This window comes from Microvirga sp. 17 mud 1-3, from assembly GCF_003151255.1.
In the GTDB taxonomy this organism is placed as follows: domain Bacteria; phylum Pseudomonadota; class Alphaproteobacteria; order Rhizobiales; family Beijerinckiaceae; genus Microvirga.
Window position 1 is genome coordinate 267,234 of the sequence record NZ_CP029481.1, and the last position, 15,340, is coordinate 282,573.

At 59.5% G+C, this 15,340-nt stretch carries 10 protein-coding genes; 5 read left to right on the forward strand and 5 right to left on the reverse strand.

The window, feature by feature from the left end; all coding sequences use genetic code 11:
• Positions 1–315 precede the first annotated feature (315 nt).
• The 3 genes from C4E04_RS01290 to C4E04_RS01300 form a co-directional block, all read right to left on the reverse strand.
• Positions 316–969 carry a TetR/AcrR family transcriptional regulator gene (locus C4E04_RS01290; RefSeq protein WP_109594211.1) on the reverse strand — a complete coding sequence of 218 codons (654 nt, stop codon included), beginning with the start codon at positions 967–969 and terminating at the stop codon, positions 316–318.
• A gap of 156 nt (positions 970–1,125) precedes the next feature.
• Entirely contained in the window at positions 1,126–2,790 is a 1,665-nt protein-coding gene (locus C4E04_RS01295) for a DHA2 family efflux MFS transporter permease subunit (RefSeq protein ID WP_109594213.1), read from the reverse strand.
• Positions 2,787–3,821: an HlyD family secretion protein gene (locus C4E04_RS01300; RefSeq protein ID WP_109594215.1), complete on the reverse strand. Its 1,035-nt coding sequence runs from the start codon at positions 3,819–3,821 to the stop codon at positions 2,787–2,789. The genes C4E04_RS01295 and C4E04_RS01300 overlap by 4 nt, the downstream gene beginning before the upstream one ends.
• 278 nt (positions 3,822–4,099) lie before the next feature.
• Here C4E04_RS01300 and C4E04_RS01305 point away from each other — a divergent pair, with 278 nt between their 5' ends.
• Both C4E04_RS01305 and C4E04_RS01310 read left to right on the forward strand, forming a co-directional pair.
• Positions 4,100–4,735 carry a TetR/AcrR family transcriptional regulator gene (locus C4E04_RS01305; RefSeq protein ID WP_109594217.1) on the forward strand — a complete coding sequence of 212 codons (636 nt, stop codon included), beginning with the start codon at positions 4,100–4,102 and terminating at the stop codon, positions 4,733–4,735.
• A gap of 102 nt (positions 4,736–4,837) precedes the next feature.
• Positions 4,838–6,997, forward strand: coding sequence for a mechanosensitive ion channel family protein (locus C4E04_RS01310; protein ID WP_109594219.1), 2,160 nt, complete (start codon positions 4,838–4,840; stop codon positions 6,995–6,997).
• A 133-nt stretch (positions 6,998–7,130) separates the two neighbouring features.
• Here C4E04_RS01310 and C4E04_RS01315 read toward each other — a convergent pair whose 3' ends face one another.
• A complete protein-coding gene (locus C4E04_RS01315; protein WP_162559235.1) occupies positions 7,131–8,975 on the reverse strand; it encodes a tetratricopeptide repeat protein in 1,845 nt (614 codons plus the stop codon).
• A 305-nt stretch (positions 8,976–9,280) separates the two neighbouring features.
• On the opposite strand from C4E04_RS01315, the gene C4E04_RS01320 reads away from it, so the two are divergent.
• From C4E04_RS01320 to C4E04_RS01330, 3 genes are all read left to right on the forward strand, one after another.
• The gene (locus C4E04_RS01320) at positions 9,281–9,529 is read left to right on the forward strand and encodes a DUF1127 domain-containing protein (RefSeq protein ID WP_109594224.1); all 249 of its coding nucleotides are present in this window, start codon (positions 9,281–9,283) and stop codon (positions 9,527–9,529) included.
• Between the two features lie 327 nt (positions 9,530–9,856).
• Positions 9,857–11,098, forward strand: a complete 1,242-nt coding sequence (locus tag C4E04_RS01325; RefSeq protein WP_245416197.1) for a flagellar hook protein FlgE — start codon at positions 9,857–9,859, stop codon at positions 11,096–11,098.
• Positions 11,099–11,997: 899 nt separating this feature from the next.
• Positions 11,998–13,581 carry a winged helix-turn-helix domain-containing tetratricopeptide repeat protein gene (locus tag C4E04_RS01330; RefSeq protein WP_109594228.1) on the forward strand — a complete coding sequence of 528 codons (1,584 nt, stop codon included), beginning with the start codon at positions 11,998–12,000 and terminating at the stop codon, positions 13,579–13,581.
• Between the two features lie 145 nt (positions 13,582–13,726).
• Here C4E04_RS01330 and C4E04_RS01335 read toward each other — a convergent pair whose 3' ends face one another.
• Positions 13,727–15,208, reverse strand: a complete 1,482-nt coding sequence (locus C4E04_RS01335; protein ID WP_109594230.1) for a cyclic nucleotide-binding domain-containing protein — start codon at positions 15,206–15,208, stop codon at positions 13,727–13,729.
• Between the last annotated feature and the right edge of the window lie 132 nt (positions 15,209–15,340).

Here is a 15,340-nt window from a genome sequence, read left to right on the forward strand (position 1 = left end):
CTGACTTGCACGGCATTGATCAAGTGCTTGCTTGGCCAGCCGCTCCGCTATCTGGTTCGCCTGTAGTCATCCTTTGATGAAAGGTGTGGCGCATGTCTGCCATTAATCGTTCAGAGATCTCGCCTCCTCGAAGACGATCAGAGGGCCGAACTTATCAGCTTGGGCTGGGAAACCGGCAGTCAATGCCGCGATCCGATCTCCAGAAGCTTGTATGCTCTGCTAGTCATTGACTCGTGGTCAAGCGGTTAACGCAATGTTGGGCTAATGGGAGACAACGACGTGAAAAGGGCGCCGCAGGAGGTGAAGCTGAGGCTTTCATGCATGAAGTTGCGCCCCTGTTGAGATGCCAGATGCGTAAAGTGCCTGCGCGACCCAAGCGGAGAAATCCGCCTCTATGTCCCAGGACCGGTTGGGCAAAAGAACGCGCTCCACTGCATGTGCCAGACACCACCTCGTAAATTGCTCCGCTGCGGCAAAGTTGTCCTGGATGTGGGTGCCGTCGGGAGCTCCATGGATATCAAGGTATTCTGCAATCCATTCGACTGTTTGGCCGAGGCTACGCATCAGGAACTCCTCCCCCAAACCAGGGAAACGGCCGAGCGAGCCGATGACCAGGCGTAGGGTCGACACCGTAGTTGCGGCTGCCATAACCTGCAGAATGGCAGTCCCGATCTGTACTAGAACAGAGACGGAGTTGGGCTCCTCCAGATTGGGGAAAGGCAGCTTTCGTGCGATGCGTGATGCTTCTGCTTGGATCAGCAATATGAACAGATCATCTTTGCTGTCGAAGTGGTTATAGAGCGTGCCCTTCGAGACTCCTGCTTGAATGGCGATTTCCTCCATACTGGTTTCTGCATAGCCGTTCTGGAGAAAAATCTGTCGCGCACTGTTAAGGATCTGACGCTTCTTGCGAATGCTCTGAGGATTAGAGCTTAATCGGTTACTCACAGAAAGAACTTTATCGAGCATGATTCATCCTGGACGCCTGTGACTTCGATTCGGGTGAGCCCTGGCTGCGGCAGCCAGGGCTCGGCGGGATACTGATGGAGCCTGCGTGGAGGGCGCACAGGTTCGCGATCTAGGCATCCCGCAGTCGGGGACCATGGTTGGGCGGCTGCGGTACTCTCAGCCGAACGCTTGAAGTGGGATCCTCCCACTTCTTTGCTTGACTCGTGGCCGCGGTTGTAGCCCAACCTGCTGCGTTAACTTCGGGGCCTGCGATTTTGCGTATCGGCCCAGGCCGATCTTAACAGTCACCAGCACAGGCGCGGCGACGATAAAGAGCAGGGCGACGGCGTTGAACGCCGTATCGAAGGCGATGACCGTAGACTGGCCGGCGATGGCCCGGCCCAGCAAGCTTAGGGCGGCGCGGCTTGCTGCGCTGGCATCCGTGCCTTTTGCCAGCAGCATGGCTGTCGTGGTCGCTAGTCGTTCAGCGATCGCCGGGGAGCCTTCCGTGACGTGGGAACCAAGCACCGCAGCGTTGGCCACGACGTTATGATCGATCAGCGTCTGAAGCCAGGAGACACCCATGAGACCGCCGAGCTGGCGACCTGTGTTGAAGAGACCGATGGCGGAAGCCAGACTGGTGCTGGTGAGATTGCCGAAAGCGATCAGGGTTATCGACAAAAACAGGAAGCCGAGGCCCAAGCCGCGCAGCAGTATGGCGTCCATCATGTCGTCCGCACCGCTTTGACTGGTCGAGCCGGACAGCATCCACATCGCCACCATGATCATCAAAATGCCGAACGGTACAGTCGCGAATGGACGGACGCTACGCACCTGGAAGAGGAAGGCGGCGGTCAGGAGCGCTCCGACAAAAAGGGCGCCACTTGGCAATAAGAGAAGGCCGGCATCGGTCGGTGTGAACGTGAGGACCGAGGCGGCGAACGCTGGGATCAGGAATGCGCTTCCAAACAAGGCGGCTCCGGCAACAAAACTGACAACGAAGGCAAAAGTAAAATCCTCTGATCGAAAAGCGGAATAGTCGAGCAGGCCACGGGAGCTGGTTATGATTTGTTGACTCAAGAAGGCCAGCAGGGCGGCTGTGCCAATCACGGTCAGCCACACGATGCGAGATCCCTCGAACCAGTCCCATCGGTTGCCTTGGCTGAGAACGTAGGTGAAGCACAAAAGAGTGGCGGAGATCAGCGAGAAGCCGGCCCAGTCGAACGGACGCAGCTTGGCCTTGAGGGGATCTGGACCATCGACCATTAGCAGGAGGCCGACTGCCGCCATAGCCACCGGAACGACACTGAAGAAGATCCATGCCCACGAGTGGCTATCAAGCAACCAGCCTTGGAGAGCTGGCGCGATGGTCGCAGGGGCCACGACCGATCCCATGGCGAACATGGCCTGCAGGATCGGCTGCAGGGAGCGTGGATAGGCGAGAAAGATGATCGCCTGCCCCGCAACTAGGAGGATGCCGCCCGAGAGGCCCTGGAGAATGCGAAGCGCGATCAGGAGGTCTAACCGAGCCGTGAAGGCGGCCAGGCCGCAAGCCGCGCCCATGATGAGGGTCGCCCCAATGATCAGGCTGCGCGCGTTGATCCGGGTTACCAGCCAGGGGGCGGTGATAAACCCGATCATCTTGAGAGCCGTGTAGCCCATATCGAGCCAGGCGAATTCATCCGGCGTGGCATAGGTGTCGCCGATGATGTCGGCGCGCCCGAGCGACAGGACAGTACTGGCGATTGCCTCCGTCAGAGCCGCGAGCACGATCCCTGTGACAAGAAGGGCTCCAGTTGCAGGCTTGTCGCGGGTCAGCAGGGAGACGATCGCCGTGGTCATGAGCCACTTCCTTCAGCGATCTCGACCCGCGCGGACAGGCCAGGCACGAGGCGACCAGGCAATGGATTGCTGGTAAACCGGATTTTAACCGGGACGCGCTGGACAACACGAACGAAGTTGCCTGTCGCATTGTCTGCAGGAAGCAAGCTGAAGGCCGACCCACTTCCAGGCGCAAAACTGTCCACGACCGCTTCGAGGACCTCGTTTGGATAGCCATCCACAGTGATCCGGGCGCGCTGACCAGGCCGAATATGTTCGAGTTGGGTTTCCTTGAAGTTCGCCACAATCCAAACATCCGCCACCGGGACGATATCGAGCAAGGCCGCGCCCGGCACGACGAGCCGGCCGACGCGAACTTGGCGGTTGCCGATCACGCCTCCGACCGGTGCACGGACCACGGTGTTGTCCAGATCGATCTGGGCGAGATCGCGTGCGGCCTGTGCTTGAGCGACGGCCGCCACGGCGGCTTCGCGCTGCGTGACAAGGACAGTGATGCGGCGCTGCTGGGCCTCCACTGATGCGGACGCGGCCAATACGCTCGCCTGGGCGCGCAATCGGGCTGCGTCACTTTCATCGATCTGCGCTTGGCTGACAGCATTGCTGCGGATCAACTGGCGGTGGCGGTCTGAGGCTTTGGACGCCCGGTTCAACTCGGCCTCTGCCGATTGTTTCTGGGCCTCCGCCTGTCGGATAAGGGCGAGCTGAAGTTCAGACTCAGCATCGACATTGGTCAGGCGAGCTTGGGCCGCCTCGACATTGGCGTTCGCCTGCGCGAGCCGCGCGCGGTAATCGCGATCGTCGATTCGGAACAACACGTCACCCGCCTGGACGGTCTGGTTGTCCTCTATTTCGATGGCCGTGACATAGCCTGCGACCTTCGGGGCAAGGGAGGTTATGTCGCCCCGGACATATGCATTGTCGGTCGATGTTGCGTCGCTCGATCGGGCCCAGCTCCATCCTGCTACGGGGATGGCCACGGCGCCGAGGCATAGCATCAGGCCGATCCGTTTCTTCTTGCTGAGACGCGACATAGCGCCCTCCGGTAATATGCGTTACCACAAGCGTGTACGGTAATGGCCGTTACCGGTCAAGGGAGGCCCGCTCTATGGATGCCCACCCCGGCTCGCTGCCAATGCACTCCCCTCGAAAATGTCATCCGCTCCATGACCCTGCCAGTATCCGTAAGGCCAAGGAGCCTCGCGATAGATCAAGGGCGGCTAGACCGAAGGTTAGGTTGGAGCCTTCATTGACAGGATTGGTAACGAACATTACCTACGGCCGAAAGTGGTGCGGAAAGAGGTTGGCATCTGTGCCGGCAGCAAAGACAGCTCGGCCAAGCGGCCGCCGCGAAGCCCTCCTGCAAGCAGCGGCCGAGGTCTTCTTCGAACAAGGCTACGCAGCGACGAGCATCGATGCGATCATCGAACGCGCCGGTGGATCGAAGCGCACCATCTACAATGAATTCGGCAACAAGGAGGGGCTCTTCCTCGCCATCGTTGCTGCAAATGTGGAGGAGGCATTATCGCCCTTGGCGATTGAGGAGATCGAAGGCCAGGATTTGCGAAAAACGCTCAACGCGTTCGGTCAACAGCTCATGACCCTTTATATGTCACCCGCCTTGATCGGCATTTATCGCGTGGCTGTCACCGAGGCCAACCGCTTTCCTGAGCTTGTGAAATCCTTCTATGGACAAGGACCGGGTCGGGCCACATCCCGACTCGCGGAAGTCCTCGACGGCGCCAGGAAGCGAGGTGACATCCGCACGGACGATTGCTTACGCATCGCCGGGCACTTCGTCAGCATGATCCGAGACAACCTTCACCTACAGGTCGTTCTTGGGCTCCGCCCGCCACCGTCGGACGCAGAAGCGCAAGTGGCCGTCGCCTCCGTCGTGGAAGTGTTTTTGAACGGCGTTCAATCTGGCCCGGACAAGTTGAGGGACTGACGACTTCAGCGGTCGAAATGAGCTCGCCGCATCAAAGAAATCCTTGATATCGCCTGGCAAGAATTTGCGATTAGATGGTCCCTGGACTGAGGGTAGGAGACCATGGTTGTCGAGCGAGCGACTGTGTTGGGGCCGACGAAACCGGGGCGATGGGCGATACTCATCCTGCTCGCACTGGTCTTACTTGTCACACCGCTTGGTGCCGTTGCGCTTGCCCAGGAAGCCCGGACGCTATCGTCCGTACAAGAGTTCGCTAAGCTGCTCGACGACCCGGCTGTGCGCTCTTGGCTGGAGCAGGCCCGGAGCGCGCAAGGGGCGACTTCATCCTCCCAACATATAGTTGACAGCATCCAGATGGCATCGCGGTTGTCCGGGATCCGCGAGCATCTGGCAAAGGTCGTAGGGGAAATTCCAGAGTTCCCCTGTGAGTTGCGCCGCGCGTCCGGTCTTCTGTTGCAGGAACTCCGAAACCGTGGGCTCTCTGCTGTAGTGGCGCTGATCGGCGGGTTCGCTGCTCTGGGCTATGGCTCCGAGTACCTATTTTGGCGCGTCACAAAACGCAGTCGCCTCTGGATCCGACACCATCCTATGTCCACCGTCGCGGACCGCTTGCGCATGATCGCCATGCGCCTCGGTTTCGGACTATTAATTGTGGTGATCTTCGGACTCGGCAGTGTCGGCGCATTCCTTTTGTTCGAGTGGCCGCCGCTCCTGCGGCAGGTTGTAATCGCCTACCTAGCAGCGGCGGTGCTCTTTCGTCTGACACTCGTTCTCGGCCGCGTGGTGCTGGTGCCGAACGGCACTATCGCGCTTGATGCTTTAGCGCGGTTCCAGGTTGTGCCGCTGCCAGCCGAGCACGCGCACTTCTGGCAACGTCGGTTGGGGCTGTTCATAGGTTACTGGGCGTTTGGGCGCGCCACTTTGGATCTCCTCGTTGCGTTCGGCTTCAGCCCGGATCTGCAGGAGGCGGCTGCCTATATCCTCGGCATGGGACTGCTCGGGGTTGCGCTGGAGGCAATCTGGCGTCGACCGCACCCCAAAGTGGCGCCTCCGCATCCTGGTTGGGGCACTGCCGGCCTCAGCATTTTCCTCACGGCTTATGGCGTTCTGCTCTGGTTGCTGTGGGTCACAGGCCTTGAGCACCTATTCTGGTTGACCGTGGTCGCGATGCTGCTGCCCAAAGCCATCGCGGTCGGGCAAATGGCGGTCGCGCACCTTCTGCGTCCAATAGGCGAGAAGGAGGTGCCGAGCCGGGGAGTCCTGGAGGTTGCCATCGAGCGGGGGTTGCGGATGGCCCTCATGCTGACGGCAGCATTGTTCTTGGCGGATGTCTGGGGCATCGACCTCGTTGCCATCACCGCTCGTGACACCATCATGACGAGACTGGCCCGTGGAGTTCTGACGAGCATTATGGTCCTGTTGCTGGCCGACTTCCTTTGGCATGTGAGCAAGGCTGCGGTGGATGCTAAACTGGCCGAAGTGAGTGTAGTGGCATCACCCAACACCGAGGATGCGATCCGTCAGGCACGGCTTCGCACCCTGCTGCCAATCTTCCGCAACATCCTATTTGTGGTCATCATTACATTGGCAGGGCTCACTGCCCTATCGGCGCTCGGGTTTGAGATTGGGCCGCTGATTGCAGGTGCCGGTGTGTTCGGCGTGGCGGTCGGCTTTGGTGCTCAGACGCTGGTCAAGGACGTTATCGGCGGGATCTTCTATCTGCTGGATGATGCATTTCGGATTGGCGAGTACATCCAGAGCGGCCCCTACAAAGGGACAGTCGAGTCCTTTTCCCTGCGCTCGGTGAAGCTACGGCATCATCGCGGGCCGGTCTACACAGTTCCGTTTGGTCAGCTTGGAGCAGTACAGAACATGAGTCGTGACTGGGTCATCGACAAGTTTCAGATCAATGTTACCTATGACACAAACCTGGAGAGGGCGCGCAAGCTCATCAAAACGATTGGTCAGGAGCTCGCGGAGGATTCCGAATTCTCTCAACACGTCATCGAGCCGCTGAAGATGCAAGGAGTTGAGCAGTTCGGGGACTATGCCATCGAGATCCGCTGCAAAATGACGACTAGGCCGGGTGAACAGTTCGTGATCAGGCGCAGGGCTCTGGCCCGGATCAAGCAAGCTTTCGACGAAAACGGCATCCGGTTCGCCACGCCGACGGTACTGGTATCGGAGCGGGAGGAGACCGGCCCGGCCGCAGCACGACACGTGATTGAGCGCATTCGACCCGGACGACGTGCGATAGAATAGCCTTCCTGTGACCTCAGATCCGGCACAGGTTGAGTTATGCACGGCTCGGAAGAATCCGTCGTTCGGCAGCCAACGCCACCAGGAAGGGCAAAGACACGGTGTCGGCGATCATCTACCACGCCTGGAGATCAGATTACAGCTCTCCCATAGGCAGCCCAGCCAATTGCAGGCCTTCGACGATCCTCGGCAGGAAGGGTGTTTGGAACAGCGGATTGCGCATATGCGCCGCGATCGTGAACTGAGGATAACGACTCAAAAGGAGCTTGGCCGATTGGCGGGCCTCATCCAGCCGTCCGGCTTGGGCCAGGGACGGCGCCAGGATCCGGTGGGCCCACAATGCGTCCGGCTGCACGTCAACGCCCTTTTGGATGAAAGCCGCCGCGCGGTCATAGCGCCCGGCGGCAAAGTGCGCCGTGCCGATCCCCACATAAGAGTTGAAGTTAATCGGATCGAACGGGCTGATCCGCAGCCCTCGCTCAAAGTGATCAATCGCCGGGTCCGAGAGGCCCTTATAGGTGAGGATCCAGCCACTTCGCTGCCAGGCCCAGGCTGAGTTCGGGTCCCGCCGCAGCGCCTCCTCGATGAAGGCGGCTGCACGATCGAGATTTCCCGTCAGGGTGTGGGCGGCGCTCAGCGTCGTCAGCACGAGCGGATCATCCCTGTCCAGGCTGGCCGCCTCTTCGGCCAGATCAAATGCCCTCTCTCGATCTTTCTGCGGGTCGGCGGACCGGAGATAGATGACGTGCTGGATACGGATCCAGGCCGCAAGGGACTTGGCGAGGGCATAGCCCGGGTCCATCGCGATCGCTCGTTCCAGCAGGTCAAGGGCTTCCTGGGCAGTGTCCTGCGCATTGGACCACACCGCCGGCATCGCCCGCATGACGCAATCATAGGCATCCATGCTGTCAGGGCGCTTGCGCCGCGCACGATCGATTTCCGATGAGCGGATGCTCGGGAGGATCGCTCCGACGATGGCTTCGGTGAGACTATCCTGGAGGTCGAACACATCCGCAACGTCACCGTCGAACCGATCGGCCCAGACATTCCCGCCATCCGATCCGTCGATCAGTTCAGCCGTGGCCCGTACGCGCGATCCGGACTTCCTGACGCTCCCCATGAGGATATAGCGAACCCCCAGATCCGCCGCGATCTGCTTAGGCCCGCGTTCGACGCCACGGAAAGCGAAGCTGGAATTCCGGCCGACGACCATCAGGCCGCGCACGCGCGACAAGGCGGCAATAACCTCGTCGACGACCCCATCGACGAAATACTCTTCGGCTTGGTCTGCACTGAGATTGCGGAACGGCAGAACCGCAATGGACGTTCGCCTCGTAGGTGCCTCCTGGGCGGGCGGAAGCGTCGCCGGATCCGGGACATGAACGTGGTCGCCAGCCAGGAGCGCGACGGTTTCCTCCTCTGGCGAGGTGCCGAGTTCACGATGCAGCGCTTCACGGCAGAGCTTGAACTGCCGGCGAGCGCGGTTGGGGTGACCTGCGCGCATGTGGAGCCGGATCAGTGCCCTGTGGGCCTCCTCGGCTGTGCTGTCCTGCGCCAGCAGTCGGTTCGCCAAGTGCTCGCAGGCGATGGCCGCCGCAGAGTTGCCAGGAACGGCCAACCCGCTCAGCTTCTCGGCGAGGTGGAGCGCCGTCCGCCGATATGCTCTCTGGATCGGCTGCGCCCATTGCTCGAACGGCTCGGGCCCGCTTGTCCCAGCAAGCACGTCTCCGGCGTAGAGATCGGCCGCGACCGTCAGGTCTTCTGGATCGCTGCGCCTGGTGAGATGGTCGAACTGCCAGAGATCAATCGCGTCAGCCGGGCCTGCAAGCCTGCAAAGCGTGGCATCGCTGTCCAGCTTGATTTCGCCGCCCAGTCCGGCCAAGGCCCGCCGCGCCGCAGTGAGGCACTGGCGCAGGCTGCCGCGCGCTTGCGGCTCAGGCCGGTCCTGCCAGAACAGGGCGCAGAGCTGCTCGCGCCGCATGCCTCGTGGCCCTGCCAGCGCCAAGGCAGCGAAGAGCATCGCCACCCTGCGAGGCGCAGACTCGCCCTGTTGCGGAGTTGCGGGCTCGAAGGAGAGCCCGCCGAACAAGCGGATCATGATGAACTCTCACGCTCGGCGCTCCGCCCAAGGTTAGCACAGGCCCGATGACGAATTCACGGGGAATTCACGCTAACAACCGCTGATGGCGCCGTTTCTGCAACGGAGCCCTAAACGGCTGCTTCACGGGCCTAGGTTCAGCTCCTCCTTGCGGTCGTCCCGACGGCCCAGATGAGAAGGAGAGCGTCATGATCCAGAGCCCGCTTGTTGCCACGGTTTCGTCCCCAAAGGTGCAGTTCGATGCCGAGCGCTACTTCGCGAGGGTTGTCCGGTGGTTCCGGCAGTGGTGGATTGCCCGCAGGACCCGCCGGTTCGTCGCCGAGCTGACGAACGAGCAACTCGCCGATACCGGCATCGATCCGAGCCTGGTGATCGGACCGATATCCGTCCAAATCGTGGAGCAGGGTTACCACACCAAAATAGCCGGCTGGCGCTGACCCTGATGACGGCCCGTGCCGTTGGCTGCGGACATTATCGGATCAGGTCAGGGAAATCTGGTGGCGCTTGCTACCGAGTGCCGAAAGAATCCAACGGATATTCTAGATTGGCTCCTCGGAGCAGGCAGATGCCGTCTTGGACAAATTTCCAAGATAAACGCATGAAAATTCCAAGACAGCTGCAAGGACTTTCTATCTGTCCATCGCCATCCTGCGTCCGGAACATAAGCTGCCGGGCCCGTCGACCGACGAGACGGCTGAAGCGCATCATTGAAGACGGGGGCGAGCATGGGAATATACGGTGCAATGAGGACGAGCCTTTCAGGCATGAATGCTCAGTCTTCCAAGCTGTCGACGATCTCTGACAATATCGCCAACCAAAACACCACGGGCTACAAGCGCGCCTCAACCGAATTCGCAACATTTGTGGCCGCGAGCGGCCATGGCGCCTATGATTCCGGTTCCGTCACGACTAACGTCAGGTACAGCATCAGCCAACAAGGGGCCAAGCAGTACACGACGTCCGCGTTCGATCTCATGATCGACGGGAATGGGTATTTCCCTGTGGCGGATGCAGGAGGGGGCATCGCCTACACACGCGCAGGCTCCTTTGTGCCGATTGTTCGACTGGTTGAGACAGAGGCCGGCACGAAGCAGGCCGTTACACGTCTGATCAACCCGGCCGGATTTGAGTTGCTGGGGCAGAAACTCAATGCGGATGGATCCTCCAGCGGGTCGGCAGCTCTCGTGCCGATCGAACTGCCATCGGGTGAGCTGAAACCGAATGTCTCCAGAAGCGGTATTTTCAAGGCTAACCTGCCGGCCAGCACAAGCGTCCGCTCGCCCTGGACACCCCCAGCTGGCACTCTCCCTGCAGAAGGGACCTACGATATCAAAACAAGCATCGTGACCTATGATCCCTTGGGAACGAAGGTCACCCTCGATGTTTATCTTGCAAAGACGGGCACCAACGAGTGGCAAGTGGCCGTCTACGATCGCGGCAGCACATCCCGCCCGGTCAGCCTTCTCGGAACGAGCACGCTCGCCTTCGACCCAATGACTGGAAAAGGTTCCGGGGGATCGCTGTCATTTGGAATCCCCCATGCGACCGAAACTGGAGCGACCTTTCCTTTCACCCTCGATCTGGCGAGCATGCAGCAGGTCGATGCTCCCTACACGGTCAACAAGGCCGAAGCGGATGGAAACGCTGCGAGCTCACTAGAAGGCTTCGAAGTATCAACGGATGGGATCCTGTATGAGGTTTACGCGGATGGAACGCGCAATCCGTCGTACAAGATCCAGCTCGCCAGCTTTCAGAGCCCTGACCAGCTGAGCACCGAGCCAGGCAACGTCTACCGGGAAACGCAGCAATCAGGGGGCGTTAAATACGGCACGGCGGGAAGCGCCGGCTATGGAAGCGTGAACTCGGGAGCTCTCGAAGCATCGAACGTTGATCTCGGCACTGAGCTCGCGGAGATGATTCAGTCCCAGAGCGCCTACACGGCGAACTCGAAGGTCTTCCAGACCGGATCGGAACTCCTAGACGTCCTTGTCAACCTTAAGCGCTGACGCGCCCAAAAGGTCGGAGGCATATAATGCAGGCTCGTGCAGCTTCACTCATCCTGGCTGGCTTTATCGAAGCGGAGGGGGGTACCGCCACCTTGGCGTCGGAAGAATCCAGCCTCATCTCTCTTCGAGGCGTAGCTGGAGGCAGACAGTTCAACATATATGTGGCAGGGGCCAAGCCTGGTGAGGGGGCGTGCCGATGGATGATCTCAGTCCCACGGGAGATCTTAGCCGATGATTGTGATATCACAATCATCGGGGCTATCAAAACAACTCCCATGGTCTGTACTTACATCTTTATGCCAAGAGTGTTTCTTCGAATCCTTGGTACAAGCCAGGGCGCCGATGTGCGTGTGGGGCTGTCGGTGAATCCATACAAAGGAGGCTTCGTGACGGACAACCGTCCTTGGCCGATCCTCCAAGGAACATCGGCAGGATTCCCGTCCGAACCAAAGCCCCATCTTCATAATGACGAAACCTACGTCCGTCCTGCCTTCCTATCGTAGTTTGGCATACGCTCTGCTGTAGACCCTCAGCAGGTATGCAAGCTCCTCCGAGCGGACGCGAGACGGCAACTGCTTCTGGTCGATCACAGCTTTTCCGTAGCAGGAGCGATGTCACGGTCCGCCGACTTGAGGCGCACTCCCCGTTGACAGCGAGAATGACACCAGCATAGCAAGAACATTGAATGAGCTGTTCCCCCGCGGCAAACCCGAGTTGACGAGTCTTCGCATGGTCGCCGTTGAATCATAAGCATGACTGCTCCTTCTGAAGCCAATATAGCAGAACAGGCCCACCATCACCGAAACTCTCGCTTTCCTCAGAGGCCACAGTGACAGGGCTTGTCAGATTGCAACGGCGATGACACGGGCAATCGGATCAGTCTCATCAGGAGCAACCGAATGCAATTCACTTTCGGCAGCTGCAGCCTCGATCCGGATCGGCGCGAGCTCACCAGAGGATCCGATACGATCGCGCTGGGACCCAGGGCATTCGACCTGCTGCTCTATCTGGTTCAACACAGCGAACGCGTCGTCAGCAAGCAAGAACTGCTGCACGCGATCTGGGGCGGGCGGATCGTCTCAGAGTCGACGATGACGAGCCATGTCAACGCCGTGCGGAACGCCATTGGCGACAGCGGGTCGGAGCAGCGCCTGGTGCGTACCGTCGCCCGAAAGGGATTCCGGTTCGTTGCCGACGTCCGGGTGACAGACCATCCGAACCAAACTGGCATAACCGGCCAGGATCGTACGGCGCCGAAAACGTCGCCATCACCCGCACCGAAGGTCGACGACCGACCGTCTATTGCCGTCATGCCTTTCCTGAACCTGAGCGCGGATCCCGCGCAGGAGTACTTCGCCGACGGCGTCGTAGAGGATATCATCGCAGCTTTGTCGCGGCTAGGTTGGCTATTCGTCATCGCGCGCAACTCGAGCTTCACATACAAGGGCCGTGCGGTCGACGCAACTCAGGTCGGCCGTGACCTAGGGGTCCGGTATCTGTTGGTGGGCAGCGTACGCAAGGCCGAGGATCGTGTGCGCATCACAGGTCAATTGATCGAGGCGGCCACCGGGCTTACCGTGTGGGCTGAACGCTTTGAATCCTCGCTCAACGACATCTTCCAAGTGCAGGACGAGGTCGTAGCCAGTGTTGTCGGTACAATCGTTCCTCAACTGGAGCGAGCTGAGATGGAGCGTGCCTGCCGCAAGCCGGCTGAGTGCCTCAACGCTTATGATTACTATCTGCGCGGCTTGGCGAGGTTCCACCAAGGAACTAAGGAGGCCATCAGCCAGGCCCTGCCTCTGTTTTTCAGAGTGATCGAGCTCGACCCGGATTATGCGGCCGGTTATGGCATGGCAGCGTGGTGCCATGTATGGCGCAAGCTCAACGGCTGGTTGGCTGATCCCGCGCGGGAGGCGGCCGAGGGCGCCAGTTTGGCCCACCGAGCCATTGAGCTTGGGTGGCATGACCCAGTCGCCTTAACGCGCGGCGGTCACGCACTTGGCCACTTTGGAGGCGACCTCGACGGTTGCATAGCTTTGCTCGACCGCGCACTGGTGCTCAATCCCAACCTCCTGGCTGCGTGGTATCTCAGCGGGTTTCAGAGAATCACCCGCGGAGAGCCAGACGATGCCATCAAGCGCTTTGCGAAAGGAATGCGACTGAGCCCATTGGACCCCGAGATGCCTCGTATGCAGGCCGGAACGGCACTGGCCCATATGTTGGCCGGGAACTATGATCATGCGTCATCATGGGCCAGCAAAGCGCTGAAAGAATTGCCGTCCTTCGCCCTCGCAGTTGGAGTTCTTGCCGCCAGTGATGCACTTGCCGGTCGAAGGCGTGAGGCACAGCGCACCCTTCGCGATTTGCGCCAACTGAATCCTTCCCTGCGTATCTCGAATATCGGTGACTGGGTGCAGTTCCGGCGGCCGGCGGACCTCAACATTTTGGCAGAGGGGTTGCGGAGATCGGGTCTGCCGGATTAGCACCCATCAAATCTGCGGACGCCAGCATCCCAGCGAAGAATTCCTAAAGCAATGAACGCAAAAAGTAGGAACCTATTTTGCGTGTGATGATGCAAGAAGCCAAACTGTGACTTGCCGGCGCGGGCTCGAGCTCAGGTCCGATGGTCTAGCTACGAAAGATCGATTGGATCGCGCTGAGTAGAGCCCGACTGCCGTGGGTGCCCGATGTCGTCTGATCTGAATTCGGGGAAGATCGCTGCCATTGCCGGGACAGAGCGCTTGTCAGGATCCGCGCCAGAGCGGGACGTTCTGCAAGTAAAGTAGCCAATGCTTGCTGTTTGATTTCATAAACGATGACGTCCTCTAGTGCCTCCAAGGTGCAATCCTCTTCGGTATCCGTGAACAAACCGCTTCCCCCATAATAGTCGCCCGGCGCCAAACGGCGGAGTTCCTTGTGATCTCTGCGGATTGAAACGACGCCGGAGCGCACGATCGTCAGGTTGGTGGCTGGCTTATTCAGACAAGCGATCACCTCGCCCGAACTGAACTCACGAACGACTGCAGCCTCCGCCAGAGCTTTCTTTTCATCGAGACCCAGGGATTGGAAAATCGGGAGGGCCTTTATGAGCTGGAGAGGTGTTACAGGCGGTAGCACAGCACTTTCTTCGGTTGGGAGCTCACGTACAGCCACGAGAGCATCGGATGGTGTGGCAAGAAGCAGGCCGCGCGACTTACAATGGCGGTAGACGAGATCGAATATTTCGTTCTTTGCAGCGATGCGTTTGGAAATGCCTGCTACCCAAAACTGCAGTTCAATCTCAAGTGCGGCAGCGTCCAATGTCCTTAGAGACACGAGAGGGGCCGGCTCCTTAAGGGCCTCACTGGAACTCGCGAGAACGACCCTCATTACATCGCACGCGACAGACGGCATGCGGGTCGGCGCAATCCTGACGATTACGCTCATTCTGTGCATCTCAGTTGGACGGCTCACGTTTGTGAGACAGAGCTTCGCCAGGACGCTGTTCGGCAGAACGACGATGTTGCTCTCGGCAGTCAGAACCTGGGTCGACCGCCATGTGCTTTCGATAACCCGCCCTTCCGTACCGTCGCTGAGGTGTATCCAGTCCCCCAAGGCGTAGGGGCGACCAAGGGTTAGAGCGATCCCAGAGAAGACATCGCTCAGCGTATTCTGGAGAGCAAGGCCGAGAATGATCGCGACAACGCCAGACGTCGCCACTAGTGTTCCGATCGGGGCCCCGAAAACGAAGGCAAGTACAGAAAGGCCCATGCCAAGATAGACGACGCCGACGATCAAGTCTTGGATGAGGCGTGCCTCGCGCGGCCTTCCATTGAGAACAAGATAGAGGCGAACGATTCCGATGATGGCCCATGCGAGATGCACCCACCATAGTATTTTAGCGGACGTTAACAGTATTGCATTCGCGTCCTGCGTGCCACCATCAGCATAGGTCAGTGGCGCGAGATGCGCGTGGACGAGAACAAACGTCATAACGCTAAAGATGGCAAGCTGAGCAAGCATTCTTTCATTCGCGAGCGCCCGCGGAATCAGATGCCATACGACGATACCGGTGATACCAAGCGAGAACAACTGCACGGCTGGATCGGCAAGGACCGTGGTAATTGACATTGCATCACTCGGAGTTGAGGCTTGATTGCTGCATCCGGCACCTGCTAGGGCCAAAGGATCAGCTTACTGCCACTGCTTACCCAGATAGTGCATTATGACCGTAATGCCCGGCCGCATCAGCTATACTGACGT